The following is a 24,629-nucleotide window of genomic DNA, read 5'->3' as shown; positions in this document are numbered from 1 at the left end:
AACAAGGCCGAAGCCGGGGTTGCATCGCGTCGGTATCCTGTCGGTATTGCGTCGGTATCGAGGGTGCCGTGGCGCGGGGTTAACGGGGCGGGCGGTGGCCGTCACGCCGGGGCGGGTGCCTCGATCCCGTCGAGCCAGAGCGCGCTGTTGCGATAGCCGCCCCGGATGAGCCGCCCCGGTTCGGCGACCTCGGGGTAATCATCGGCCCAGTCGCGGTAGCGGTCATTGGTGACGATCGGCGCGTTGTAATCGCGCGCGGCGGTCAGGAGGTAGCTGTCGGCAATCGTGCCCTTGGGCACGACCAGCACACGGTCCTCGGGCAGGCCGAGGGCCCGGGCCATGACGTGATCGTCCTGATAGCGGCCCGCCAGCAGGTAGCCCGCGTTGGCGTCGAAGATGACGGCAGGGGCGCGGCGCAGGTCGCCCAGATGGGCGATCACCTCGCGCAGCGTGTCGATCTGCGGGGTGTTGTCCTTCCAGTGCATGACGTTGGAGCCGTCGATCAGGATCCAGTCCGGCGCGGGGGCCTCGCGGGTCAGGGCCGCGCGCAGGCACAGGATGAGGGCCGCGATGGCACAGGGGCCCGCCAACAGGATGAGATCGGCATAGCCGGGGATCAGAAGCGCGGCGGCGACGCCGGCGAGAGACGGGATCAGGAGCAGGACCGGAACAACCATGAGAGGTGTTTAGCGCGGGTGGTGCGGAGGGGGAAGTGGGGGATTTGGGTGGGTGGAGGGAATTTACGGGGGCACATGAAACGCTGTCGCGGGAATGACGGAGGTGGTGGGCGTGGCTGTCCGCCCCAAGCCTGACTTCACCGTGACGTGAGTAGATGTCCGGTAAGCGCAGGAAGGGGGCTTTGCAAACTTGCCCCGAATGGCTACGTTCATGCTCGTTTGTTGAAAGGAGATCGATGCCAGAGTTTTGTAGCTTTCTTGTCTTTAGACCTGACGAAATCGATTTGATTCATTCTATTTGCGCTGCAGCGAACTGGTCCACACGGGATATTCCTGACCCATCGATGCGATATGCCTTCTCGGAAAGAGGTTATAGCGAATTATCCCAAGCCAGTGCGTTGAACGACATTGATGTCCGCCGCGAAGGACAACAAGGCGGGAGGTTGCTTCTGCTTGAGACAGAGCAAACCGAGGCTGACAATATTATTCAATTGGTCTGTGCAGCAAATGTCATTCTTGGGGGGTACCCGGATGTTAAGAACCCACCTACTTGCGGGTTCGAGCTTTCTGACGACGATGCAGACCGGCAGATAACGTTCGAGAACGTTTTTAGAAGCGATGGCCTCTTTCAGTGGTTTACCTACTGTCAAACGCTACCAGTCGCGGTCGCCATCGCTGCTGAAGCTTGGCAGGACAAGAAGCTTGTCTATGCCATTCACAAGTTGGCGCATAGCTACGAAACTGAGAGCGTCACGCCGTGGTCAATGCAACCTCGCTATGGGCAAGTGTTTGAAAAACACACCGACAATTTTGCTTCGCACGTTGGAACGTCTGTGGCTATTAACCTTGCATATTCTGCGATTCAAGAACTCGGCTTGGATGTGAAGGCGAGTGGAAAAAAAGAGAGATGGTCGGACAAAGCGGACTTCGTCTGGAATCCGGAAGTGTTGGAGGGCCTCAATGCAAGGCTAAAACGTGCTGGCATTGATCCGGATAGATCTGTTGACTGGATCGTTCGAGGGGAAAAAAGCGAGGTCGAAATTCACCCGATTAGAGGTTGTTTAGCGTCTTACAGCGACGGAGAAAAAGTGAGGGATTTGGAGCTATCGCTTCCCGATGCAATCAACCGCTGCGAGTATTTGCGGAACTTCATGACGGCCCATGCATTTTCTTCAGCGACAACTCCACGCCTTGGGCCATATGAGGTCTACAATGTTCAGCAAGTTGCAAGGCTCTTGATCTTAACTAAGTGCAATCTTTGGAACACTTGGACTGAGGACCTTCGAAAGCGCTACGGTTAGGTACCCAGTGAGAACCTACAACGCCGGAACCTACTAGACGTGACGATGGGCGTGTCCGCTTTGGGCTGGCTCCGGACGTGCGCCGTATGCACACCAAGATCGGCTATTGGCCGAAGCCACTCCCCCTCTACAACACATACCTCGACAAATCCGCCGACCGCATCAGCTCGCCCAGGTTCTTCTCCACGAAATCCGCGTCCACCGTCACCGACTCGCCCGCGCGGTCGGGGGCGGTGAAGGAGAGTTCCTCGAACACCCGTTCCATCACCGTGTAGAGGCGGCGGGCGCCGATGTTTTCGACCGACTGGTTGACCTCTGCCGCGATGCGGGCGAGCGCGGCGATGCCGTCCTCGGTAAAGTCGACGGTCACCTCCTCGGTGCCCATGAGGGCGGTGTATTGGCGGGTGAGGGCGTTGTCGGTCTCGGTCAGGATGCGGACGAAATCGGCCTCGGTCAGCGCGCGCAGCTCCACCCGGATGGGCAGGCGGCCCTGCAATTCGGGCAGCAGGTCTGACGGCTTGGCGATGTGGAAGGCGCCCGAGGCGATGAAAAGGATATGGTCGGTGCGCACGGCGCCGTGCTTGGTAGAGACGGTGGTGCCCTCGATCAGCGGCAGCAGGTCGCGCTGCACGCCCTCGCGGCTGACGTCGCCGCCGCGCGCGTCGGACTTGGCGCAGACCTTGTCGATCTCGTCGAGAAAGACGATGCCGTTCTGCTCGACCGACTCGAGTGCGGTGCGGGTGACCGTTTCGTCATCGAGCAGCTTGTCGGCCTCTTCGCTGACGAGGAGGTCGTGGCTCTCGGCCACGGTGATGCGCTTGCGGGTGGTGCGACCGCCGAACGCCTTGCCGAAGATGTCGCCGAGATTCATGATCTGGCCGCCGGGCTGGCCCGGAATCTCCATCCCGCCGAGGGGGTTGGAGGTGTCGGTGACGTCGATCTCGATCACGGTGTCGTCGAGCAGGCCATCGCGCAGCTTCTTGCGGAACATTTCGCGGGTGGCGTCGCGGGCATCCTCGCCGGCGATGGCGGCGATGACGCGCTCTTCGGCGGCGGCCTGGGCGCGGGTCTTGACGTCCTCGCGCATATATTCGCGGGTCTGGGCGATGGCGCTGTCGACGAGATCGCGGATGATCTGCTCGACGTCGCGACCGACATAGCCCACCTCGGTGAACTTGGTGGCCTCGATCTTGATGAAGGGGGCGCGGGCGAGCTTGGCCAGGCGGCGGCTGATTTCCGTTTTGCCGACGCCGGTGGGGCCGATCATCAGGATGTTCTTGGGGTAGACCTCCTCGCGCAGGTCATCGGGCAGTTGCTTGCGCCGCCAGCGGTTGCGCAGCGCCACGGCGGTGGCGCGCTTGGCGTCCTTCTGGCCGATGATGAAGCGATCGAGCTCGGAGACGATCTCGCGCGGGGTGAGGTCTGTCATTGAGGAATCCTTTACCGGTTTGGGCGAGAGATACGCATGGTGGGGGGGGAATTGAAGGGGTTGTGATTTGTATATACAGATCGTATATACTGACTGTAGGGCGCGTGCATGAGGTTCTCGTGGGACGAGGTCAAGCGCGAAGCTGTCCTTGCAAAGCATGGGATCGACTTCGTCGATATCCTGCCGATGTTCGCGGGGCGGCTTCTGGTCATTCCGTCCCACCGGGACGAACCGCGATGGCTGGCGATCGGTATGGTGGACGGGTTGGAATATGCGGTGGTTTTCACGCGGCGGGGCGACGAGCTTCGGTTGATTTCGGCAAGGAGGGCCAAGCGGAATGAGCGACGACACTATCACGCGCATGAGCCTTGACGAGATCCGGCGCCAGAAAGGGCAGAGCGATTGGGAGCGCGTCGAGCGCGAGGCGGAACAGGACGCGGCGCCCGCGGATGATCCGGCGTTTGACGAGCCTGAATGGGATTTCGCCCGGGCGATCTTTGTCGAGGCGGGCGGGCTTGATCTGGACGATCTGCCCGAGCCGAAAAAGCCCATCTCGCTACGCGTTGATCGCGATGTGCTCGACTTTTTCAAGCGCCAGGGCAAGGGCTATCAAACGCGGATGAACGCCGTTCTGCGCGCCTACATGGAGGCGGTGGAGAAGAAGGGCTAAAGCGTGTCGCGATCATTCGCATTCACGCGACACGCTCTAACTCCTTGATTTCGCATGTTCAAGGAGCTCAAAACCGGTTCCCACTTTTGAGCAACATGCTCTAGCTGCGCGCGATCTTTTCCACGGTCAGGTTGCCGTTGGTGTAGACGCAGATATCCGCCGCGATCGCCATCGCCTTGCGGGCGATTTCCTCGGCGGTGTGATCGGTCTCGGACAGGCCGCGCGCGGCGGCGAGGGCGTACATGCCGCCCGAGCCGATGGCGGCCACGTCGTGTTCCGGTTCGAGCACGTCGCCCGCGCCGGTGATGACGTAGAGCTGATCGCCATCGGTGACGATGAGCATGGCTTCGAGCTTTTGCAGGTACTTGTCGGTGCGCCATTCCTTGGCGAGATCGACGCAGGCGCGCTGAAGCTGGCCGGGCGTGGCCTCGAGCCGCGCCTCGAGCTTTTCCAGAAGGGTGAAGGCGTCTGCCGTCGACCCGGCAAAGCCCGCCACCACGTCGTAGCCGCCGGGCGAGAGGCGGCGTACCTTGCGCGCCGAGCCTTTGATCACGGTCTGGCCGAGGCTCACCTGCCCGTCGCCCGCGACGACCACCTCGCCGCCCTTGCGCACGCCGATGATGGTGGTGCCGTGCCAGCCTGGAAATTCGTCGCTCATGCGTCCTCCGGTGTGGTTGGCCCTATATGGAAGGGGCGCGCGCGGGGTGCAAGGTCTGTGGTCAGCCGAGCAGGTCGCGGGCGATGCGGTGGAAGATCCGCACGCCCGTGGGGATGAGGTCGTCGGGAAAGTCGTAATCGGGATTGTGGAGCGCCGGGTGATCCTGTCCGGCGCCGAGAAACAGCATCGCCGCCCGGGCGGAATGGCCGAAGCGCCCGAAATCCTCGGACGGGCGCATGGGCAGACCGCGCCCGTCATGGGCGAGGCCGAGCGCGTCGAGCGCGGTTTCGATGATGCGGGTGGCCTCGGGGTGGTTCTCGGAATGGGCAAAGATGTCGTGCCATGCGATCCTGGCGGAGAGACGGTGGGCCGCCGCCGTCTCTGACACCAGCGTTTCCGCCGCGTTCACGAGGGCCGCCATGCGGTCATCGGTGAGCGTGCGCAACGTGGCGTGGAGGGTCGTGTCACCCGGCGCGATGCCGAAGGCGGGCGGCCCCATCCGCGCATGTGTCACGGTGGCGAGGGTGAAATCGGCCTCATCCAGCGTGCCGTGCGACAGCGCCGTGAGATCGGGCATGAGGCGGGCGAGCGCGGCCATCGGCGAGGTGCCGGTCTCGGGCTGCGAGGCGTGGGCGGAGCGGCCGGTCAGGGTGATTTCCATGCCGCGCGAGGCGCAGGTCACCGGGCCGGGGATGAGCGAGACATGGCCCAGGGGCATGCCGGGGACATTGTGGAGGGAAAAGGCGTAATCTGGTGAAACAGTCTCGAATCGCGGATCGGCGAGCACGGCTGCCGCCCCCGCGCCGGTTTCCTCGGCGGGCTGAAACAGCAGCACGGCGCGGCCGCGTTCGGGGCGGGTGCGCGACAGCAGGCGGGCGAGGCCCGCGAGGATCGCCATGTGCCCATCATGGCCGCAGAGGTGCCCGTTGCCGGGCACCGATGAGCGATGCGGGGCCGTGCCGGTCTCGGCGATGGGCAGCGCGTCGAGTTCGCAGCGAAAGAGCACGGTCGGTCCGGGCTCCGCGCCCGCGTAGGTGGCGGCGATGCCGTGGCCGCCGAGGCCGGTGAGCAGGTGGTCGGGCGCGTGCGACCCGAGCGCCGCGGTGACCCGGCGCGCGGTCTCGGCCTCCTTGCCGGAGATCTCGGGGTGGCGGTGCAGGTCGCGGCGGAAAGCGGTGAGGTCGGCGATGTCAGAATTGGTAAGGGTCATGAGGCGATCATGCGGATATTGGTGCAAAAGAAAAGGGCCGCGCGGGGCGCGGCCCTTCGCTCTCGACCTATCCGGGTCTCAGATGCTGTCTTCGATCCAGCTTTGCAGCGCGGCCTTGGGGGCGGCGCCGGCGCGGTTGGAGATCACCTCGCCGTCCTTGAAGATGAACAGCGCGGGGATGCCGCGCACGCCCATCGCCACGGCGGAGTTGGGGTTGCTGTCAACATCGACCTTGGCGACCTTGATCTTGCCTTCCATCTCGGTGGCGAGCTCTTCGAGGGCGGGGCCGATCTGCTTGCAGGGACCGCACCATTCGGCCCAGAAATCCACCACGACGGGGATATCGGAATTCTTTACCTCGGCGTCGAAGGTGGCATCGGTTACGGCGACGGTGGCCATCGGCATTACTCCTTGTGTGTGGAACTGTGTCTGGAACTTGCGCTGAACCTATGTAGCCCCGCCCCCGGCGTCAAGCTGTCCCGCCCGCATCAGCGCCGCGGTCACGAGGGCGTGTGGCAGCGGCATCAGCGTGGCGGCGCGCGTCCAGAGGAGCGCGGTCTCGACCTTGCGGTCGGGGTAGATCGCGGCGAGCGCGTGGGCATAGGCGCCCATCTGCCGCAACAGGCCCTCGGGGGTATCCTCGGGGCGGTCGGGCAGCACGGCGTTGGTCTTGAAATCGACGGCAAGCACGCGGTCGGGTGCGAGGATCAGCCGGTCAATCACCCCGTGGATGCGCCGCCCGCCAAGCGCGTCTAGCGCGGCGGAAACAGGCACCTCGGCGAGCGCCTCGGCGGTGAAGAGGTGGGCGAGCGTGGGCCTGGACAGCACCTTCTCCGCCTCGGCGAGCAGGAGCGCGATCTCTTCCTCGCTGGCGGCGTCGGGGCCGTGACAGAGCAGGGTGTGGGCGGCGGCGGGGCGGTCCGCGGTGGGTAGCGGCGGCAGGATTTCCAGCAGGCGGTGGACCTGCCGCCCGCGGCGCTTGGCGGCGGCCTCGTCAAGCCCGCCCTCGCCGGGCAGCGTGGTGGCGCCACCGAGATCAGAAGGGTTCAGGGTCTTTGGCGCGGAGCCATGCGCGGGGGCGTGGGCGGCGAAGAGCGGATCGAGGATTGTCTCTGTCCCAGGGGCTAGTTGGGCCGTATCAGTGCCTGTTTCTGGCCAGGCTCCGGCCTCGAGCCGGAGGCCGTCGCCGGTCGGGAAGGCGTGCGGCCTTGCCCCCGCCGTGGCGAGACCTTCGCGGATGCGGTCATGCCACGCCGCCCCGTCGGAGCCGAGGTCGCCCGCCGCCGCGACGATCAGCCATTTCTCGGCCCGGGTCATGGCGACGTAGAGCAGGCGGTCGCGTTCGGCCAGTTGCGCGGCCTGGCCGGTTTCGGCGGCGGTGGCGAGGGCGCCTGGCATCTCGTCCTTGTTGCCGCGCCAGAACGGGGTGCCCTCGTGGATGACGATGGCCGGGGCGGCGGGCGCGTTCCATTTCCCGGCCTGCGGCAGGATGACCACCGGTGCCTCCAGCCCCTTGGCGCCGTGCACAGTCATCACGCGGATGCGGTCTCCGGCGCTGTCCATCTGGCGCTTGATCTCCATCTCGTCGGTTTCCATCCAGACGAGAAAGCCGGTGAGGCTACTGACGGCGCGGCCCTCGTAGGTCATCGCCTGCGCGAGCAATGCGTCGATGCCGTCCTCGGCCTCGGGGCCGAGCCGGGCGAGCAGGCGGCGGCGGCCCTCGTGGCGGGTGAGCATCCGCTCGATCAGGTCGTAGGGGCGCAGGAAGTCGGCATGGTCGCGCAGGTCGTCGAGGATGGCGAGGGTCTCTGGGTGGGCCGCGCGGGCGGCGTGCAGCGCCTCCCACAGGGTGCGCGGGCCACGATGGGCGGCAAGGTCGAAAAGCTGTGCCTCGGTGAAGCCGAAGAGCGGCGAGCGCAGCGCGGTGGCGAGCGCGAGGTCGTCATCCCCGGTGGCGAGGAAGGACAGGAGCGCGGCGAGGTCGCGCACCGCAAGCTCGCCGCCGACCTTGAGCCGGTCGGCCCCGGCAACGGGCAGGTCGGCGGATTTGCAGGCGCGGATGATTTCGTGAAACAGGCGGCTGCGGCTGCGCACGAGGATCAGCACGTCGCCCGCCCGCATCAGCCGCGCGCCGCCCTCTGCGTCACGGTCGGGGATGGCGGTGCGCGCGTCTAGCAGCGCGCGGATATGGTCGGCGATATGGCGGGCAAGGATCACCGCCGGGTCGGTCTCGGCGGGGATATCGACGGGGTGATGCCAGGGCGGCGGCTCGGCGCTCTCGGGCTTGGCCACGGGCGGCCAGAGATCGACCCGGCCGGGCAGCGTATCGAAGAAGGCGATGTGGCTCTGATCCGGCGCGAAACCGCTTTCTTCGGCCCCGGAGAGGCAGGTATCCACGGCCCGCAGAATGGCCTGCGAGGAGCGGAAGGAATAGTCGAGCCGACGCTCTTGCAGGGGGGTGCCGGTGGCGTCGAGCCGGAGGCCGAATTCCTGCCGCATCCGGTCGAACTCGCGCGCGTCGGCACCCTGGAAGGAATAGATCGACTGCTTGCGGTCGCCCACCACGAAGAGCGTGCGCCGCACGTCCGCGCGCGCGCCCGCGCCGGCGGTGAATTCCTGTGCCAGCCGCTCGATCACCTGCCATTGCACGGGGCTGGTGTCCTGTGCCTCGTCCACGAGGATATGGTCGATCCCGCCATCGAGCCGGTAGAGCACCCATGCGGCGACCGAGGGATCGGTGAGCAGGTCGCGGGCGCGCAGTATCAGGTCGTCGAAATCCAGCAGGCCACGGCGCTGTTTCGTGCGGGAATAGAGCCGAATGAAGACCTGCGCGAAATCGTGGAGCGCGCGGGTGCGTTCGACGGTGAGGAGCGCGAGGCGGGCCTCGCGGGCTTCGGACACCCGCGTCATCCATGCGTCGAGTTCTGCCATGAGCTCGGGCTGTGCCTTGCGAATGGGGTTCGTAGGGAAAGGCTGGCGGGTGATGCCGGGGAGTTTCGGTGAAAACGCGTTCTCGCCCGATTGCAGCAGAAACACGCTTTCGAGCACCGGCAGCGCGCCGAAATCGAGCGCGGTGAGCGTGGCGAGTTTCTCGGCGGCCTTGACGTCGTTGGAAGAACTCGCGCGCAGCACCGGCAGGAGCTGGTCGAGCAGCGCGCCCTCGGAGCCGAGAAAGACCCGGGCGGCGATGCTGTCGCGGCTCAGATCGCCGGGTTGATCAAGCAGCGCGCAGAGCGCGGCATCGTCGGGCGCGGTGGTGAAATCGGCCTGCCGGGCGAGGATGTCCCTTGCCAGCGCATCGAGGCTCTCGTCGGCGTGGTGGCGCGCGAGCGCGGCGAGCACCGGGGCCTCGGGACCGGCGGCGATCTCCTCAACGATCTCGGCGCGCAGCAGGCGTGCGGTCTGGTCGTCGATCTCTGCGAAATCCGGGGTCACGCCCGACTCCAACGGGAACCGGCGCAGGAGCGCGGCGCAGAAGGCGTGGATGGTCTGGATGCGCAGGCCGCCCGGCGTCTCGATCGCCTGCGCGAAGAGGCGGCGCGCGCGGCGCAGCATGTCGGGGCCGGTTTCGCCGTCGTGACCGAGATCGCCGAGCGCGGTCGCGAGGGCGCCATCGGGCATCATCGCCCATGTGCCGAGCGTGTCGAACAGGCGGATCTGCATCTCGCTGGCAGCGGCCTTGGTATAGGTCAGGCACAGGATGTGCTGCGGGTTGACGCCGTCGAGCAGGAGCCGCGCCACCCGGTTGGTAAGCACCCGGGTCTTGCCCGACCCGGCATTGGCCGAAAGCCAGGTGGAGCGGTCGGGCCGCGCGGCGATGATCTGCGCGAGGGAGGCGGGGTGGAGCGTCGTCATTGGCCGACCTTCATGCGCTGCGGCGGATCGGTGATGTCCCATTCGCCGTGGCGGGCGAGCTGATCGTAATCGCCGCGCGCCTCGGTGGTGCGCGGGGCGCGGCGGGCGACATAGCCGGTCGCGGAATCGCCGTAGGCGGCGATCAGCGCGGCAAGCTCTGACAGGATGCGCGCCGGCGGCATCTCTTCTAGCGGGGCGTCGATCTCGCCGGGCTTGGCGCCCATGCCGATATAGGCGGCGCGCCGCACCGGCATCGGGCCGAGATCGTCGAAATCACCGCGCTCGACCATCGCCGCCTCGAGCAGGAGCTGCTTGTTGAAATGCGCCTGTTCCTTTTTGCCCGGCGGAGTGCCGGTCTTGTAATCGTAGAGCAGCGCGCGGCCCTGCGGGTCGATGTCGATACGGTCGGCCTTGCCGGTGAGGGTGAAGGGCGGATCGGCGAGCCGCAGCGTCGCGGGGCGTTCGAGCGCGGCGGGGGTGGCCGCGGCGCGGCGGGCGGCTTCCTGGGCCACGAACCATTGGGCGACCCGCTCCATCCGCGCGAGCCAGAGTGCGCGTGCTTCGGCCCAGGGCACGGTTTGGGCCAGAACAGTCTCTGTCATCTCCATCAAGGCGGCCGCGGTAAGCCGCTCGGGGTGGTCGCGCGTCTCGGCGATGAAACGTTCCAGAATGGTGTGGTGCACGGTGCCGCGCAGGAGCGCGTCGGGCACCTTCATCAGCGGATCGAGCGGGCGCAGCCGCAGAATGTGGCGGGCATAGATGGCGTAGGGGTCGCGGATCAGCGTCTCGATCTCTGTGATCCTAAGCCGGTCGGGGCGCAGATCGGGCGGTGGGCAGGGCGCGGGGCGCGAGGCACGCGGCACCTCGTCCGGTGCCTCGAGCAGGGCGGCGCGGTGCAGCCAGTCCCGCCCGCGCGCGCGCATCGCGTCGAGCGTTTCGGGGCCGCCCTGATCGGGCAGGCCGCCGAGCAGGTTCTGCACCCGGTTGAGCCAGCGAGAGACCACCGTCTGTGCATCCGACGAGCGCACCGAGCGGGTGAGCCAGACCTCGCGCGCCGCGATTGCCTGCTGGAAATCATGCGCCTGAAGCCCGATGCGCCGCTCTGGCAGCAACAGCCCTGCCTGAACCCGCAGTGCCCGGTTGAGCCACGGGTCGGGCGGGGGCGGATCGGGCCAGCCGCCCTCGTTGAGCCCGCCGAGAATGAGCAGGTCGGCGCCTTGCACCCGCGCCTCGAGCGTGCCCCAGATGCGGATGCGGGGATGTGGCTCGACCGGGTCGCGCGCCTCGCGCGCGGCAAGCGCGTCGTGGACGAGGCGGCCATAGTCGAGCGGCGTCATGGCGCCGCCAGAGGCGGCCTCTGCGGCCAGCTCGTCCATCGCGGCGCGGGCCTCTTCGCCGGCGGCCTTGTCCCACAGCGTGCCGGCGCCTTCGGGGGCCTCGGCCCCGCGGGCAATCCGCTCTGCCAGCGCGCGGTGGGCGGTCACGAGCAGGCCGAGCGGATCGGGACCGGGCCGGTCGCGACCGATCAGGCAGGTGCAGACCCAGTCGATCCATTGGGCGATGGCGGGCTCTTCGCGTTGCCGGGCGGCGGCCCAGTCGCGCAGGCCGCCCGTCTCGGGATAGGGCGGGCCGTGGCGGCGGAGGTGATGCTCCAGCAGGCCGGTGAGCCGCAGGTGGGTGCCGCGCCCGGCGCCGGTGTGCGTCAGCGGGTGCTTGAGCAGCGCGAGCAGCGCGTCGGCCCCGGTGCGGTCGGCGAAGAGATCGGCGACATGGCGCAGGAACCGCCCCGGAGGCGAGAGGTGCAGCGGCTGCCCGGCGCTGTCATCGGGCAGGATGCGCCAGCGGTCGAGCGCGGCGGTGACCTGCCGGCTGAGCGTGCGGTCGGGGGTGATGAGGGCGGCGGTGATGCCCTCCTCGGCGGCGGCGCGCAGGCGCATGGCGATGGCCAGCGCCTCGCGCCGCGTGTCGGGCGCCTCGAGCAGGGTGACGTGCTGCATCGCCCCGGGGATGTCCGCGAGCGCCGGGCCGTCGCGCAGCCATTGATCGGTGACCGGCGCGGGCCGCAGCGCCAGCGACACGAGCCGGTTGCGCGCGGGGCAGGGCGGCGGGGTGTCATGCCAGGGGCGAACCGCGTCGGGCGCGATCCCGGCCCCGTGCACGAGGCGGGCAAAGCGGAATTGCGGGTGGTCCTCGGACACCATCGGATCAGTCAGCGCGCCCCAGACATGGGCGGGCGCGTCGAAATCGAAGCCGGGCAGCACCACCGCCCCCTGCGGCAGCCGCGCCACCGCCTGCATCAGCATATGCGTCGCCCCGCGCGAGCCGGTCGACCCGGCGACGATCACGGGGTGGTCGGGGGGCGTTTCGGCCCAGGCCGCGATGAGCGCCTCGACCACGCGGCGCTGGCGCGCCTCTGCGTCGGGTGCGTCGGCGCCGCTGTCGAAAAAGGGTCGGAGGATGCCGAGAAAGGTCTTGATCCGTGCCCAGTGCCCGGACTGATCCGCGATGTCGAGGGCGGCGATGGTTTCGGGCGCGACACCCTCGCCGTGCATCTCGTCGATGAGTTTGGCGAGGCTGTCGGCGAGGCCGAAGACGGCACTGCGCGGCGCGATATCGGGCGCGCGGTCGAGCAGCGCCGAGACGAGCTGCGCCAGTTCCAGCTGCCGCCGCAGGCGCGGGGCGGGGGGCGGCAGGCGGCCCGCCTGCCAGCTTTCGCCGAGATCGGTGACGAGGCTCAGACGTGGCAGAAGGCCCGGCGGCCCGTCGTCGAGGATGTCGCGCAGGCGGCGGGCCATGCGGCGGGTGTTGACGATGATCTGTACCCGCGCCAGCGCCTCGGGGGGCGCATCGCCGAGCCGTGCGCGCAGGCCGTCGATGAGCGCGCGGGGAAAATCCACGCCCGGCTCGAGGCCGAAGATGCGGGGGGCGGGATCAGTCTCGAACATGGCCGGATTTCAACATGTCTTCGGCCAGGGCGATGCCCCCGGGGTGGCCGACATCGCACCAGTGCCCCGGGTAGATTGCGCCGAAAAGGCGGCCCTCGGCGGCGAGCGCGTCCCACACACGGTTGAGCGAGAAGGCGCGCTCGGGGATATCGGCGAGGCAGGCGGGGTCGATCACCTGCACGCCGGAATAGACCAGGCCCGGACCGCGGGAGAGGCGGCCATCGGGAGCCCGCGTGAAATCGCCCGGCCCGGCATGGCCAAGGGCGCGGTCGGGCGGCAGGCACAGCAGCAGCGCGCCCATGCGCGCGCCGTCCCAGCGGGTTGCGAGATGCGACAGCGGGTTCGGTCCGCGCCAGATCGCGTCGGAATTCATCGTCAGCACCGGGCCCGTGCCCAGCAGCGGCAGCGCCGCGCGCAGACCGCCGCCGGTGTCGAGGATATCGGGTGTTTCGTGCGAGAGCAGGATGTCGCGCCCGTCGAGATGCGCGGCCAGTTGTGCGGCGCGGTAGTGGAGGTTGACCACCGTGCGGGGCGGCACATGATCGGCCACGAGGTCGAGCGCGTGATCGATGAGCGGGCGGCCCGCCACCTCGACCAGCGGCTTGGGGCGGTCCTGCGTGAGCGTGCCCATGCGCGTGCCGAAGCCTGCGGCGAAGATCATCACCGGAAAGCTCATGCCGCGTGGCCTGACGTGAGGCGCGCAAGATGCGCGGGGGTGGGCGGCGGCAGCACCTCTTGCACCAGCGCGGCGAGGGGGGCGAGCGCGGGGTGGCGCAGGTCGGTTTGCAGATGCGCCCAGACGCGGGGGATGAGCGCCACGTAATGCGGCTTGCCGTCGCGCAGGCTGAGCCGGGCGAAGACGCCGAGAATGCGCAGGTTGCGCTGCGCACCGAGCCAGTGGAACGCGGTGGTGAAGCCCTCTGCATCCGCGCCGGTGGCGGCGATGTAATGGGCGAGCATCGCGTCGGCAGTGGCGGGCGAGACATCGCGGCGCGCGTCTTGCAGCAGCGAGACGAGATCGTAGGCGCGGTGACCGCGCATCGCGTCCTGGAAATCGAGCAGGCCGACGCGCGCCACGCCGGCGCGGTCGGGTAGCCAGAGCAGGTTCTCGGCGTGGTAGTCGCGCTGGATCAGGACGCTGTCGGCCTCCGGCAGTGCGGCCAGATGTGTCTCTAACATGGCGCAAAGCCGGGCGCGCAGCGCGGCATTCCCGTCGCCGGTGGCACCGTGATGATACCAGTCGAGCGCGAGCGCGGCGAGATCGGCCATCAGCGGCGGATCATAAGGGGCGAGGCCCGGGGGCGGCGCATGGCGATGCAGATCCACCAGCAGGTCGGTGGCGGCGCGGTAAAGTTCGGGCTCCAGCGCCGGGGTATCCTCCAGCACCCGGGCGAAGAGCGCGTCGCCGAGATCCTCGAGTAGAAGCAGGCCCGCCTGCGTGTCCTGGGCAAGGTTCGCGGGGGCCGAGAGGCCGAGGCTGCCGAGGTGGCGCGCGATCGCCGTGAAGGGGCGCACGTCCTCGCCGCGTTCGGGCGGGGCGTCCATCAGCACCGCGCGTGCGCCGTCGGGCTGCGCCAGCCGCAGGTAGCGCCGGTTGGAGGCGTCGCCCGCGAGCGCGTGGCGCGCGGCGCTGCCCCAGCCATTGGCGGCGAGAAAGGCGTCGATCCGGGCGGTGCGGTCGTCAGGCATCGGCGTGCGCCTTTGCGTCCTCGAGCCGGGGTGTCCAGCGCGGATCGGACCAGCGCAGGGTGAGGTGGCGCGTCTCTGGCGCGGTGCCGTGGGCGAAATCGAGATGCAGCGCCGTCTCCGGGGTCATGTCGGCGAGGCGGTCGGGCCATTCGACGAGCGTGATGGCCGCATCAAAAGCCTCGGCGAGACCGAGTTCGACAATCTCGGCGGGGTCGGTGAGCCGGTAGAGATCGGCGTGCCAGATATCGGTGGCGGGGCCGGGATAGGTCTGCACCAGCGTGTAGGTGGGGGATGGCACCTCTTCGGTCGGCGTGGTGAGGGCGCGGATCAGGCAGCGGGCGAAATGGGTCTTGCCCGCGCCGACGGGGCCCGAGAGCAGCAACACGTCGCCCGCCCCGAGCCGCGGGGCGAGGTGCCGCGCCAGCCCGCAGGTGGCGTCGGGGCTGGTGAGGCGAAGGCGGCGGGTCTCTTGCGGCATGGGCCAAGACTACACGTGGCCCGCGCGCGCCTGCAAGCGCGATGCGGCGGGCGGCGGTCAGGCGGAGAGCGCGGCCCGGGGGTGTTCCGGCGGTGCGCGGCGCAGCGTGAGCATCACCTGGCCGGGGCCGAGCGGGACCAGGCTCAGGGCCAGCGCGGGACCGGTGTCGAGCGCAAGCTGCCCGGTCATCGCTTGCGGCTGGCTGTCGGCGGCGAGGCGGGCGGCCACACCCTGCCAGATCGTGTCGTCGGGAAACCGCGCGCGGCAGGTGTCGATCACGGTGTCGAGCGGCATCCCGGCCTCTCGTGCGCCCGGGTCGAGCCGCACGAGCGTGGCGAATCGGCGGTTGCAGAACACCAGCCCGCCGTCGCGGGACAGCACGGCGATGGCGTCGTCCACGCGGTCGAGCGCCGCGAGCAGCACGTCGCGTTCGGCGCGCTGGTGGCGGGTGGCGGAGATTTCGTCGGAGATGTCCTCGATCAGGAAGGCCACCGCGCCGTCGGGATGCGGCCGCCCGGTGACGCGGTAGGTGCGCCCGGTCGCAAGGCTCCAGACCTCTCGGTACTGGCCGTCATGGGCGGCGTCGATCATCGCGTGGATCTGGCCGCGCCAGCTTGAATAGTTGCGCGGCTCGGGCATCACATGCCGGTCGCGCAGCATGTCGAAGAAAGAGAAGATTTCCGGCTGCCCGCTGAGGAACACGGGGTCGAGCCCGGTGAGATCGGCGAGCGCCGGGTTGAACATGGCGAGTCTGTGCGCGCGGTCGAAGACGGCGAGGCCGGTGGGCAGGTCGGCGAAGCTGCGCCCCAGCGTCTGGACGAAGTCGCGCCGCGCCTTCTCGGCGCGGACGAGGGGGGTGACGTCGGTGGCAAAGACCAGAGTGCCGCCGGCGTCGTCGTGGCTGGCGAGATCGAACCAGCGCGGGGGGCTGTCGAGCGCGACGCGCGCAGATTCCGTGACTGACAGAAGCTGCGCCCGGTCGTCGGGCGGCAGGGCCGCCGCCGCGGCATTTTCCCAGGTCACACGCCCCTCTTTGTCGCGCAGCCAGACCGGCATCGGCATCCGCGAGAGCGCCGCGCCCTGGCGCGAGGTTTCCTGGAGGTGTGCAAGAAGCGCGTGGCGCGTCGCCGGGCAGGCGGCGCGCGGGTCGCGCAGGGTGAGACGGGTGCGGGGGCCGCCGGTCTCGACCTCCAGCGTGGCGGGGTCGGTTTCGGGGTCTTGCGCGGTGTAGCGGCGCGTTCCCCCGGGCGGCTGGCCGGGCAGCGCGAAGCGCGGTGCCAGCCAGCGGGTGAGCCGCGCCCAGTCATCGCCGGTGTCGTCCTGAGTGGGCGGGAGCGCGCCCTCATCCGCGTCGGTGTCGATGAGCGCGCCGTCGCGCAGCAGAAAGGTGGAGGTGGCCGCGGAGGGATCGGGCGGTGCGGCGGGCGCGCGACCTGGCGCGGGAAGGAGCGCCCCCGCGATCCACAGCGCCGCGACCGAGAGCGCGAGCGCCGCCGCCGCCAGAATCACCATTTCCGTCATCGCCATCGCCGCCATCCATCCGCTCCGCTGTCATCGCGTCCAGCGTTGCGCAAACTGGTTAAGACGGGCTTAACGTCGATCCGGGCAGTCAGCCGGAGAACGGGCGGTTCTCGCCCAGACCGGCGGCCCCGGTCTCGTCAGTGACGGCAATTGCGGCGAGTGGCCAGCTTACCTCGATGAGGGCGCCGGGCGGGTCGGTGCCGTTGGTAAAGGTCAGATCGGCGCCCGAGCGTTCCAGCAGGGTCTTGGCGATGAAGAGGCCAAGTCCCATGCCCTCGTAGCCCGGCCTGTGCGGATCGGGCGCGGCGCCGCGGCGGCGCATGAACGGCTCGCCCAGGCGCCCGATCATGTCCGGGGGAAAGCCGCGCCCGTCATCCATGATCCGCAGCGTGATGCGGCGGTCGCTCCAGCGGGTCTCTACGATGACCGTCTCGCGCGCGAAATCGACGGCGTTCTGGATCAGGTTGCGCAGGCCGTGGATGATCTCGGGGCGGCGCAGCACCGTGGGCTGCGTCGTCGGGTCGTCGCCATTGGCGCCGTGGCGGAAGCGGATGCGTTTGCCGCGATCGACATGCGGCTCGGCGGCTTCTTCGACCAGGGCGGTGAGGGGCGCGCGGCGCAGGTGCAGGTCGTCCTTGCCGGCACGGCCCATCGAGCGAAGGATATCGCGGCAACGATTCGCCTGGTCGCGGATCAGCAGGGCGTCCTCGCGCAGGTCGGGGCGGTCGTCGAGATCATCGGCCAATTCGGTGCTGGTGAGCTTTATGGTGGCGAGCGGCGTGCCCAGTTCGTGCGCCGCCGCCGCCACCACGCCGCCCAGGTCGGTGAGCTTCTGCTCGCGCGCGAGCGCCATCTGCGTGGCTTGGAGCGCGTCGGACATGGTGCGCATCTCCTGCACGACGCGGCGCGAATAGACCCCGAGAAACACCACCGCAATCACGATCGCCACCCAGTTGCCGAAGCGGAAGATGTCGGGCACGCGCAGCACCTCGTCCTGCACCGTGCGCAGCGGCAGGTGGAACTGCATCAGCAGCGTCACGATGACGATGGCCATCACGCCCACGAACACGGTGGAGCGACCGGACAGCGCCGAGGCGGAGACGGTGACCGGACCGACGATCAGGATCGAGAACGGGTTGTTCATGCCGCCGGTGAGATAGAGCAGCACGCCAAGTTGCAGCATGTCGAACAGCACCACGAGGAGTGCATCCTGTTCGGCGAGGCGCTTGGTCTCGGCGAAGACGAAGGTGGCGACGAGGTTGGAGGCGACGGACACGCCGATCACGAGAAAGCACAGCCCCATTTCCAGGTCGAGGTGGAAGAAATGTTCGGCGACGACGAGCGCGCTGGCCTGCCCGGCGATCGCCCACCAGCGCAAGAGCGTGAGCGTCTTGAGGCGGATCCAGTTGCGCCCGTGGCCGGACGGGAAGCTGTCGGGGGAGATATCGGACATCTGCGCGGACACGTCCCATTGTGTGAACCAAGGATCGAAGGTAGAGGGTTGCACCGGAACCTGACCGAGGCAAGAGAGACCGATGATCCGCACGATTGCCGCCGCCGCCGCCGCCATCGCCGTCGCGGGTCTTGGGGCCATGTATGTCGCAGGCTTTGGCGAGGCCGATTCCGAGGATCGCTTTGCCCAGTGCCGGGCGTCGAACGTGGCGGGCGGGGCCGCGCAGATCGGCGGGCCGTTCGAGCTTGTGAGCGAGACCGGCGAGACGGTGACCGACAAGGACGTGATCGACAAGCCGACGCTGATTTATTTCGGCTATACCTTCTGCCCCGATATCTGCCCGCTGGATGCCGCGCGCAACGCCGCCGCCGTGGACCTGCTCGAAGAACGCGGTCACATGGTCAAGCCGGTGTTCATCTCGATCGACCCAAAGCGTGACACGCCCGAGGTGATGGCGGAGTTCACCGATTACCTGCATCCCCGGATGCTGGGCCTCACCGGCAGCGAGGAACAGGTGCGCGCCGCGTCCAAGGCCTATCGCACCTATTACCAGGCGCAGGAACCCGAGGACGGCGCGGAGGAGTTCTACCTCGTGGATCACTCGACGATGAGCTATCTGAGCCTGCCCGGGCACGGCTTTGTCGAGTTCTTTCGCCGCGACGTGACGCCCGAGCAGATGGCCGACCGGATCGCCTGTTTCGCCGACGCGGCCTCTTGACGCGTTTGTTTTGACGCCGAATAGTCCACGGGCTACAACCCCTTGCACGGATGCGCGCAAGGGAGGTCGGCAATGACCGCAGAACAACTCGATATCGGCGAGGACAGGACGCTTCTGCTGGTCGATGACGACGAGCCGTTCCTGCGGCGGCTTGCCAAGGCGATGGAAAAGCGCGGATTCGAGGTGGAGATTGCCGACTCGGTCGCCGCGGGCCGCGCAAGCGCGCTGGCGCGCCCGCCCGCCTACGCGGTTTGTGACCTGCGGCTCGGGGACGGCAACGGGCTCGACGTGGTCGAGACGATCCGCGAGCGCAGGCCGGATGCGCGGATCGTGGTGCTGACGGGTTACGGGGCCATTGCCACCGCCGTCGCCGCGGTCAAGATCGGGGCAACGGATTACCTGTCCAAGCCTGCCGACGCGACCGATATCACCAACGCGCTCCTGGCCAGCGATGTCGACCTGCCGCCGCCGCCCGAGAACCCGATGAGCGCCGACCGCGTGCGGTGGGAGCATATCCAGAGGGTCTATGAGCTGTGCGACCGCAACGTGAGCGAAACGGCGCGGCGGCTCAACATGCACAGGCGCACGTTGCAGCGTATTCTCGCGAAACGCTCGCCAAAATAGGATGCCGTTCAAACTGTTGCCGATACCGCAACAATTCTCTGAATAGTGGCAATCTGTTCCAATGCGGGGTTGTATTAACCGGTCTCGGGTAGTGTGGTGACGACAGGGATTTTTGGGGGATCGCTTTGGGGGTTTGGCAATCATACCGGATGCGGCTCAGGCGCAAACGGGCCAAGATACGTGCGTTCCGCAAGCATTTCTCGCTGCGCCCGGTATCCGATCGCACCGGACAGATCCGCCCCGGCCAAGTGCTGCTGTTCTCGACGCTGCGCGACGAATATGTGCGGCTGCCCTATTTTCTAAAGTACTACCGCGACCTGGGGATCGCGCATTTCCTGATCGTGGACAATGACAGCAGCGACGGGGGAACCGAGTATCTCGCGCGGCAGCCCGACGTGTCGCTTTGGACCACGAAGGCGAGCTACAAGCGGTCACGCTTTGGCGTCGATTGGCTCAACTGGCTTCAGGCGCGTTATGGCCACGGGCACTGGACGCTGGTGGTCGATCCCGACGAATTCCTCGTCTACCCATTCTGCGACACGCGACCCATCCGGGCGCTGACCGACTGGCTCGATTCCAGCGCGGTCAAGTCCTTTGGCGCGATGCTGCTGGACATGTATCCCAAGGGGCGCATCGACGCGGTGCCCTACCGCGCCGGGCAGGACCCGATAGAGATCGCCGCCTGGTTCGATTCTGGTAACTACATGGTCGAGAAGAACCGCCTCTATGGCAACCTGTGGATACAGGGCGGGCCGCGTGCGCGGGTGTTTTTCGCCGACCGGCCCAAGAAGGCGCCGGCGCTCAACAAGACGCCGCTGGTGCGCTGGGACCGGCGTTATGCCTATGACAGCTCTACCCACATGCTGCTGCCGCGCGGGCTCAACCTCACCTATGACGAGTGGGGCGGCGAGAAGGCGAGCGGCATCCTGTTGCACGCCAAGTTTCTCGACACCTTTGCCACCAAGGCCGAGGAAGAGCTGAGCCGGGGTCAGCACTACGCGGGCAGCGTCGAGTACAAGGCCTATGCCGCGCATGTGCGCGACAACCCCGAACTTTGGTGCAAGTGGTCGGAAAAGTATATAAACTGGCGGCAGTTGGAGATCCTTGGGCTGATGTCCAAGGGCAACTGGGCATGAGGCAGGGCCAGGGGACAGGGAATGGCAGCGACATGAGCCTCGGCATCGTCATGCTGGTTCATACCGCCTTTGGCCGGGCCGAGCAGGTTGCGCGCCATTGGGCGGCGTCGGGCTGTCCGCTGGTGATCCACGTCGACAAATCGGTGCCGCGCAAGGCCCACGCCGATTTTGTCGAGGCGCTGTCGGACCTGCCGGACCTGCGCTTTGCCAAACGCCATCGCTGCGAATGGGGCATGTGGGGGCTGGTGGCGGCCACGCAGGATGCCTCGGAGGTCATGCTGCGCGCGTTTCCCGACGTGCGGCATGTCTACCTCGCGTCCGGGTCCTGCCTGCCGCTACGCCCGGTGCAGGAGCTGATCGACTATCTCGCCGCGCGCCCGCATACCGATTTCATCGAGAGCGCGACGACGGCGGACGTGCCCTGGACAATCGGCGGGCTGGACGAGGAGCGATTTACCCTGCGGTTCCCGTTTTCCTGGCGCAAGAACCGGTATTTCTTCGACAAATACGTGGCGCTGCAACGCGCCGTGGGGTTCCGGCGGCGCATCCCCAACGGCATCGTGCCGCACATGGGCAGCCAGTGGTGGTGCCTCACGCGGCAGACGCTTTCGGCGGTGCTTCAGGACCCGGAGCGCCCGGTCTACGACCGCTACTTCTCGAAGGTGTGGATCCCCGATGAGAGCTATTTCCAGACCCTGGCGCGGCAGTATTCCCGCCAGATCGAGAGCCGGTCGCTGACGCTGTCGAAATTCGACTACCAGGGCAAGCCGCATATCTTTTACGACGACCACCTCCAGCTCTTGCGCCGGTCGGACTGTTTCGTGGCGCGCAAGATATGGCCCTATGCCAACCGGCTCTACGAGGCGTTCCTGACCGATCAGGCCAGCGCGATGAAGCGGACCGAGCCGAACCCGGGCAAGATCGACCGTATTTTCGCCAAGGCGGTGGAGCGGCGCGTGCGCGGGCGGCCGGGCCTGCTGATGCAGAGCCGGTTCCCGGTCGAGGGGCGCGAGAACCGCACGACCTGCGTACCGTATTCGGTGTTCGAGGGGTTCGCCGAGTTGTTCGAGAATTTCGAGCCGTGGCTGGCGCGGGTGACGGGAATGCGGGTTCATGGCCACCTGTTCGCCCCCGCGCGCGCCGAGTTTGCCGATGGTCAGACGGTGATGGCCGGGGCGCTGTCGGACAGCGCGGCGCTGCGCGACTATAACAAGCGCGCCTTTCTCACCAGCCTGATCTGGAATACGCGTGGCGAGCGGCAATGTTTTCAGATGGGCCCGGGCGACGAGGTCGAGGATATCGAGTGGGATATCGCCAAGGACCCGAACGCGCAGATTTCGGTGATCTCGGGTGCGTGGGCGGTGCCGCTGTTTCAGTCCAACGCCAATTTCGCCGACCTGCGCAGCGAGGCGGCGCGGCTCCAGCATGTCGAGGCAGAGCATCTCAAGGTGCTGCGCTCGCAATGGGCGCGGGCGCGGGTGCGGATATGGACGATGGCGGAATTCGTCGAATCGCCGATGGAGCCGTTGCAGAGCATCCTTGACGAGATCGGTCACAGCAATCCGCGCGGATTGGCCGAGGTGCCGCGCATGGCCGATCTGAGCGGTTTCGGGCAATTCCTGCAAAACCTCAAGAACCAGGGGATGCATCCCTATCTGATGGGCGATTTCCGGGCCGATACGGGGGTTCACGAGCCTCCGGGAAACCGGGGCAGGCCCTACCTTGTGCGGTAGTGGGCGATGACGGCGGGTTTCGATTATTTCGTGATCTTCGCGGAGATGCGCACCGGCTCCAATTTCCTGGAGAGCAATCTCAATGCGTTCGACGGGATCGAGTGTCACGGCGAGGCGTTCAACCCGCATTTCATCGGTTATCCGAACCGGACCGAGCTGCTGGGGATAACGCAGGCCATGCGCGACGAGGAGCCAGCACGCCTGATCGGGGCGATCAAGGGGCAGTCACAGGGTATCGGCGGGTTCCGCTTCTTTCACGATCACGATGCGCGGGTGCTCGACCCGATGCTGGACGATCCGCGCTGCGCCAAGATCGTGCTGACACGCAACCCGGTGGACAGCTACGTGTCGTGGAAGATCGCGCAGGCAACGGGACAGTGGAAGCTTACCAACGTCAAGCGGCGGCGCGACAGCACCGTGCGTTTTGACGCCGAGGAATTCGAGGGCCATCTCGCGCGGCACCAGGCGTTTCAGCTCGTGCTGCTCAACCGGCTTCAGACCAGCGGACAGACGGCGTTCTACATCGGCTACGACGATCTGCAATCCGTCGAGGTGATGAACGGGCTGGCGCGCTATCTCGGCTGCGAGGCGCGGCTCGAGGCGCTCGACGCCTCGCTCAAGCCGCAGAATCCCGAGCCGCTGGAACGAAAGGTCGAGAATTACGACGAGATGGCGCGGGCGCTGGCGCAGTTCGACCGGTTCGACCTGTCGCGCACGCCGAATTTCGAGCCGCGCAGGGGTGCGGCGGTGCCGGGTTTCGTCACCGCCGCGCATGCGCCGCTTGTCTACATGCCGGTGCGCGGAGGGCCAGAGGCGGAAGTGCGCGCGTGGCTGGCCGCGCTTGACGGGGTGCCCGAGGACACGCTGCCCACCCGGCTCAACCAGGGCGCGCTGCGGCGGTGGATGCGGGGCAAGCCGGGGCACCGGCGGTTCACCGTGCTGCGCCACCCGGTGGCGCGGGCACATGCCGCGTTCTGCGAGCGTATTCTCGTGCCGGGGCCGGGCTGTTTCAACAGCATCCGGCGCACCCTGCGCAAGGCCTACAAGCTGCCGATCCCCGCCGATTGGCCCGATCCGGGCTATGACCGGGCGGCGCATCGCGCGGCATTCGCCGGGTTTCTCGGGTTTCTCAAGGCCAACCTCGCCGGGCAGACCGCGATCCGGGTGGATGCCCATTGGGCGACGCAGGCGGCGGTGATCGAGGGGATGGCGCAATTCGGCCCACCCGACGCGATCCTTCGCGAGGAAGAGATGGCGGCGGGGCTCGTGGCGGTGGCGCGGCAGGCGGGGGTCGCGGCACCGCAAGCGCCGGGTTCGGTGGTGCCGACCGGGCCATTTGTGCTCGGCGATATCTACGATGACGAGATCGAGCGCCTGACGCGCGCTGTCTATCAGCGCGACTACGTGACCTTTGGCTTCGCCGATTGGGCGTCGTAGGGCTCAGGCGGCCTGCGCCGCCTGAGCCTCTGACACGATGGTGTAGAGCGTCGCGCTGTCGTGGTTGGCGCGCAATTTGGCGCAGAACGCGGTGTCGCGCAGTGTGCGCGAGACCAGTGCCAGCGCCTTGAGGTGCTCGACCCCCGAATCGGTCGGCGCGAAGAGTGCGAAGACGAGGTCCACGGGCTGGCGATCCACCGCGTCGAACGGGATCGGCTTGTCGAGTACGGCGAGCGCGCCGACCACGTGCTCGAGCCCGTCGAGCCGCGCATGCGGCAGGGCAACGCCGTTGCCAACGCCCGTGGGGCCAAGGCTCTCGCGCTCCAGCAGGGCGTCGATGGCATCGGAATGCGGCACGTCATAGGCCGCCTCTGCCAATGCGCCCAACTCGTTCATCAGGCGCTTCTTGCTGGTGACGCCGGACAATGCACGGACGGCCTCGGGTTTGAGGAGCATGGTTAAATCCATATTTTATGACGTATCGACCGGCTTGCCGGTCATCCTCGATCAGGGGTCAATCCAGCCGATATTGCCGTCATCCCGGCGATATACGACATTGACCGTCTCCTTGCCTTCCTTTCGGAACACCAGCACCGGCGCGCCGGCAAGCTCCATCTGCATCACCGCCTCACCGACCGAGAGAGAGGGGATCTGTGTCTCCATCTCGGCCACGATGATCGGTTGCAGGCTGTCGGGTTCGTTGTTGGCCCCGCCCACATCCGATGAGAGGATATACGAGGACACGCCGGTGAGTTCAACCGGTTCCGAACGGTCCTTGTGATGGTCTTTCAGGCGGCGCTTGTAGCGGCGGAGCTGCTTTTCCATCTTTTCGTTGCAGGCATCGAAGGCGGCGTAAATCTCGTGCGCCTTGGCCTTGGCCTGTGCGGTCAGCCCGGTGGAAAGATGCACGACGGCCTCGCAGGCGAACTCGCTCGCATTCTTGGAAAATGTCACTTGCGCGTCGGTCGGGCGTTCGGCGTATTTCGACACCACCGTGCCAAGCTCGTCCTTGACGTGAGTCTGAAGGGCTTCGCCGATGTCGATCTGCTTTCCACTGATTTGATAGCGCATCTTGCCTCCTTTTATTCCACGGAC

22 protein-coding genes are annotated in these 24,629 nt (G+C 67.4%); 8 read left to right on the top strand and 14 right to left on the bottom strand.

Going from position 1 to position 24,629, the window contains the following annotated elements:
• Positions 1–101: 101 nt before the first annotated feature.
• On the bottom strand, positions 102–677 hold the full coding sequence (locus AC13D8_RS05760) for an NYN domain-containing protein (RefSeq protein WP_482968037.1): 576 nt from the start codon (positions 675–677) through the stop codon (positions 102–104).
• 236 nt (positions 678–913) lie between these two features.
• Between AC13D8_RS05760 and AC13D8_RS05755 the strand changes: the two genes are divergently transcribed.
• Complete coding sequence (locus tag AC13D8_RS05755; protein ID WP_482968036.1) at positions 914–1,978, top strand: hypothetical protein; 1,065 nt, start codon at positions 914–916, stop codon at positions 1,976–1,978.
• A 127-nt stretch (positions 1,979–2,105) separates the two neighbouring features.
• Here the strand turns inward: AC13D8_RS05755 and hslU are convergent, their stop codons facing one another.
• Complete coding sequence (gene hslU, locus AC13D8_RS05750) at positions 2,106–3,407, bottom strand: ATP-dependent protease ATPase subunit HslU (protein ID WP_482968035.1); 1,302 nt, start codon at positions 3,405–3,407, stop codon at positions 2,106–2,108.
• Positions 3,408–3,515: 108 nt separating this feature from the next.
• Here hslU and AC13D8_RS05745 point away from each other — a divergent pair, with 108 nt between their 5' ends.
• Entirely contained in the window at positions 3,516–3,779 is a 264-nt protein-coding gene (locus AC13D8_RS05745; RefSeq protein WP_482968034.1) for a BrnT family toxin, read from the top strand.
• A complete protein-coding gene (locus AC13D8_RS05740) occupies positions 3,745–4,077 on the top strand; it encodes a BrnA antitoxin family protein (RefSeq protein ID WP_482968033.1) in 333 nt (110 codons plus the stop codon). Before AC13D8_RS05745 ends, AC13D8_RS05740 begins: the two co-directional genes overlap by 35 nt.
• A 100-nt stretch (positions 4,078–4,177) precedes the next feature.
• Here AC13D8_RS05740 and hslV read toward each other — a convergent pair whose 3' ends face one another.
• From hslV to regB, 10 genes are all read right to left on the bottom strand, one after another.
• Entirely contained in the window at positions 4,178–4,735 is a 558-nt protein-coding gene (hslV, locus tag AC13D8_RS05735) for an ATP-dependent protease subunit HslV (protein WP_482968032.1), read from the bottom strand.
• 61 nt (positions 4,736–4,796) lie between these two features.
• Positions 4,797–5,945 (bottom strand): amidohydrolase, encoded by a 1,149-nt coding sequence (locus AC13D8_RS05730; protein WP_482968031.1) that lies wholly within the window; start codon positions 5,943–5,945, stop codon positions 4,797–4,799.
• A gap of 78 nt (positions 5,946–6,023) precedes the next feature.
• A complete protein-coding gene (gene trxA, locus AC13D8_RS05725; RefSeq protein WP_104018221.1) occupies positions 6,024–6,344 on the bottom strand; it encodes a thioredoxin in 321 nt (106 codons plus the stop codon).
• Between the two features lie 48 nt (positions 6,345–6,392).
• Positions 6,393–9,800 carry a double-strand break repair helicase AddA gene (gene addA / locus AC13D8_RS05720; RefSeq protein ID WP_482968030.1) on the bottom strand — a complete coding sequence of 1,136 codons (3,408 nt, stop codon included), beginning with the start codon at positions 9,798–9,800 and terminating at the stop codon, positions 6,393–6,395.
• The gene (addB, locus tag AC13D8_RS05715) at positions 9,797–12,745 is read right to left on the bottom strand and encodes a double-strand break repair protein AddB (protein WP_482968029.1); all 2,949 of its coding nucleotides are present in this window, start codon (positions 12,743–12,745) and stop codon (positions 9,797–9,799) included. Before addB ends, addA begins: the two co-directional genes overlap by 4 nt.
• On the bottom strand, positions 12,732–13,421 hold the full coding sequence (locus AC13D8_RS05710; protein WP_482968028.1) for a nucleotidyltransferase family protein: 690 nt from the start codon (positions 13,419–13,421) through the stop codon (positions 12,732–12,734). The genes addB and AC13D8_RS05710 overlap by 14 nt, the downstream gene beginning before the upstream one ends.
• Positions 13,418–14,434: an aminoglycoside phosphotransferase family protein gene (locus tag AC13D8_RS05705; RefSeq protein WP_482968027.1), complete on the bottom strand. Its 1,017-nt coding sequence runs from the start codon at positions 14,432–14,434 to the stop codon at positions 13,418–13,420. The genes AC13D8_RS05710 and AC13D8_RS05705 overlap by 4 nt, the downstream gene beginning before the upstream one ends.
• The gene (gene tsaE, locus AC13D8_RS05700) at positions 14,427–14,912 is read right to left on the bottom strand and encodes a tRNA (adenosine(37)-N6)-threonylcarbamoyltransferase complex ATPase subunit type 1 TsaE (RefSeq protein WP_482968026.1); all 486 of its coding nucleotides are present in this window, start codon (positions 14,910–14,912) and stop codon (positions 14,427–14,429) included. Before tsaE ends, AC13D8_RS05705 begins: the two co-directional genes overlap by 8 nt.
• Positions 14,913–14,969: 57 nt before the next feature.
• Entirely contained in the window at positions 14,970–16,448 is a 1,479-nt protein-coding gene (locus tag AC13D8_RS05695) for a PAS-domain containing protein (protein WP_482968025.1), read from the bottom strand.
• Positions 16,449–16,521: 73 nt separating this feature from the next.
• A complete protein-coding gene (regB, locus tag AC13D8_RS05690; RefSeq protein ID WP_482968024.1) occupies positions 16,522–17,886 on the bottom strand; it encodes a sensor histidine kinase RegB in 1,365 nt (454 codons plus the stop codon).
• 82 nt (positions 17,887–17,968) lie between these two features.
• Here regB and AC13D8_RS05685 point away from each other — a divergent pair, with 82 nt between their 5' ends.
• The 5 genes from AC13D8_RS05685 (at position 17,969) to AC13D8_RS05665 (ending at position 23,534) form a co-directional block, all read left to right on the top strand.
• Positions 17,969–18,604 carry an SCO family protein gene (locus AC13D8_RS05685; protein WP_482968023.1) on the top strand — a complete coding sequence of 212 codons (636 nt, stop codon included), beginning with the start codon at positions 17,969–17,971 and terminating at the stop codon, positions 18,602–18,604.
• Between the two features lie 72 nt (positions 18,605–18,676).
• Positions 18,677–19,228, top strand: a complete 552-nt coding sequence (locus AC13D8_RS05680) for an ActR/PrrA/RegA family redox response regulator transcription factor (protein ID WP_104018230.1) — start codon at positions 18,677–18,679, stop codon at positions 19,226–19,228.
• 149 nt (positions 19,229–19,377) lie between these two features.
• Positions 19,378–20,364, top strand: a complete 987-nt coding sequence (locus tag AC13D8_RS05675; protein ID WP_104018231.1) for a glycosyltransferase family 2 protein — start codon at positions 19,378–19,380, stop codon at positions 20,362–20,364.
• A gap of 32 nt (positions 20,365–20,396) precedes the next feature.
• Entirely contained in the window at positions 20,397–22,097 is a 1,701-nt protein-coding gene (locus AC13D8_RS05670; protein WP_482968022.1) for a DUF5927 domain-containing protein, read from the top strand.
• A gap of 6 nt (positions 22,098–22,103) precedes the next feature.
• Positions 22,104–23,534: a nodulation protein NodH gene (locus tag AC13D8_RS05665; RefSeq protein WP_482968021.1), complete on the top strand. Its 1,431-nt coding sequence runs from the start codon at positions 22,104–22,106 to the stop codon at positions 23,532–23,534.
• A gap of 3 nt (positions 23,535–23,537) precedes the next feature.
• Here the strand turns inward: AC13D8_RS05665 and AC13D8_RS05660 are convergent, their stop codons facing one another.
• Both AC13D8_RS05660 and hpf read right to left on the bottom strand, forming a co-directional pair.
• The gene (locus AC13D8_RS05660) at positions 23,538–24,002 is read right to left on the bottom strand and encodes a PTS sugar transporter subunit IIA (protein ID WP_482968020.1); all 465 of its coding nucleotides are present in this window, start codon (positions 24,000–24,002) and stop codon (positions 23,538–23,540) included.
• A 39-nt stretch (positions 24,003–24,041) separates the two neighbouring features.
• The gene (gene hpf / locus AC13D8_RS05655; protein ID WP_482968019.1) at positions 24,042–24,605 is read right to left on the bottom strand and encodes a ribosome hibernation-promoting factor, HPF/YfiA family; all 564 of its coding nucleotides are present in this window, start codon (positions 24,603–24,605) and stop codon (positions 24,042–24,044) included.
• Positions 24,606–24,629 lie beyond the last annotated feature (24 nt).

Source organism: Roseovarius sp. B-10 (genome assembly GCF_056859295.1).
The sequence above is the reverse complement of the archived record's forward strand: the minus strand, read 5'-3'. Positions and strand labels throughout refer to the sequence as shown.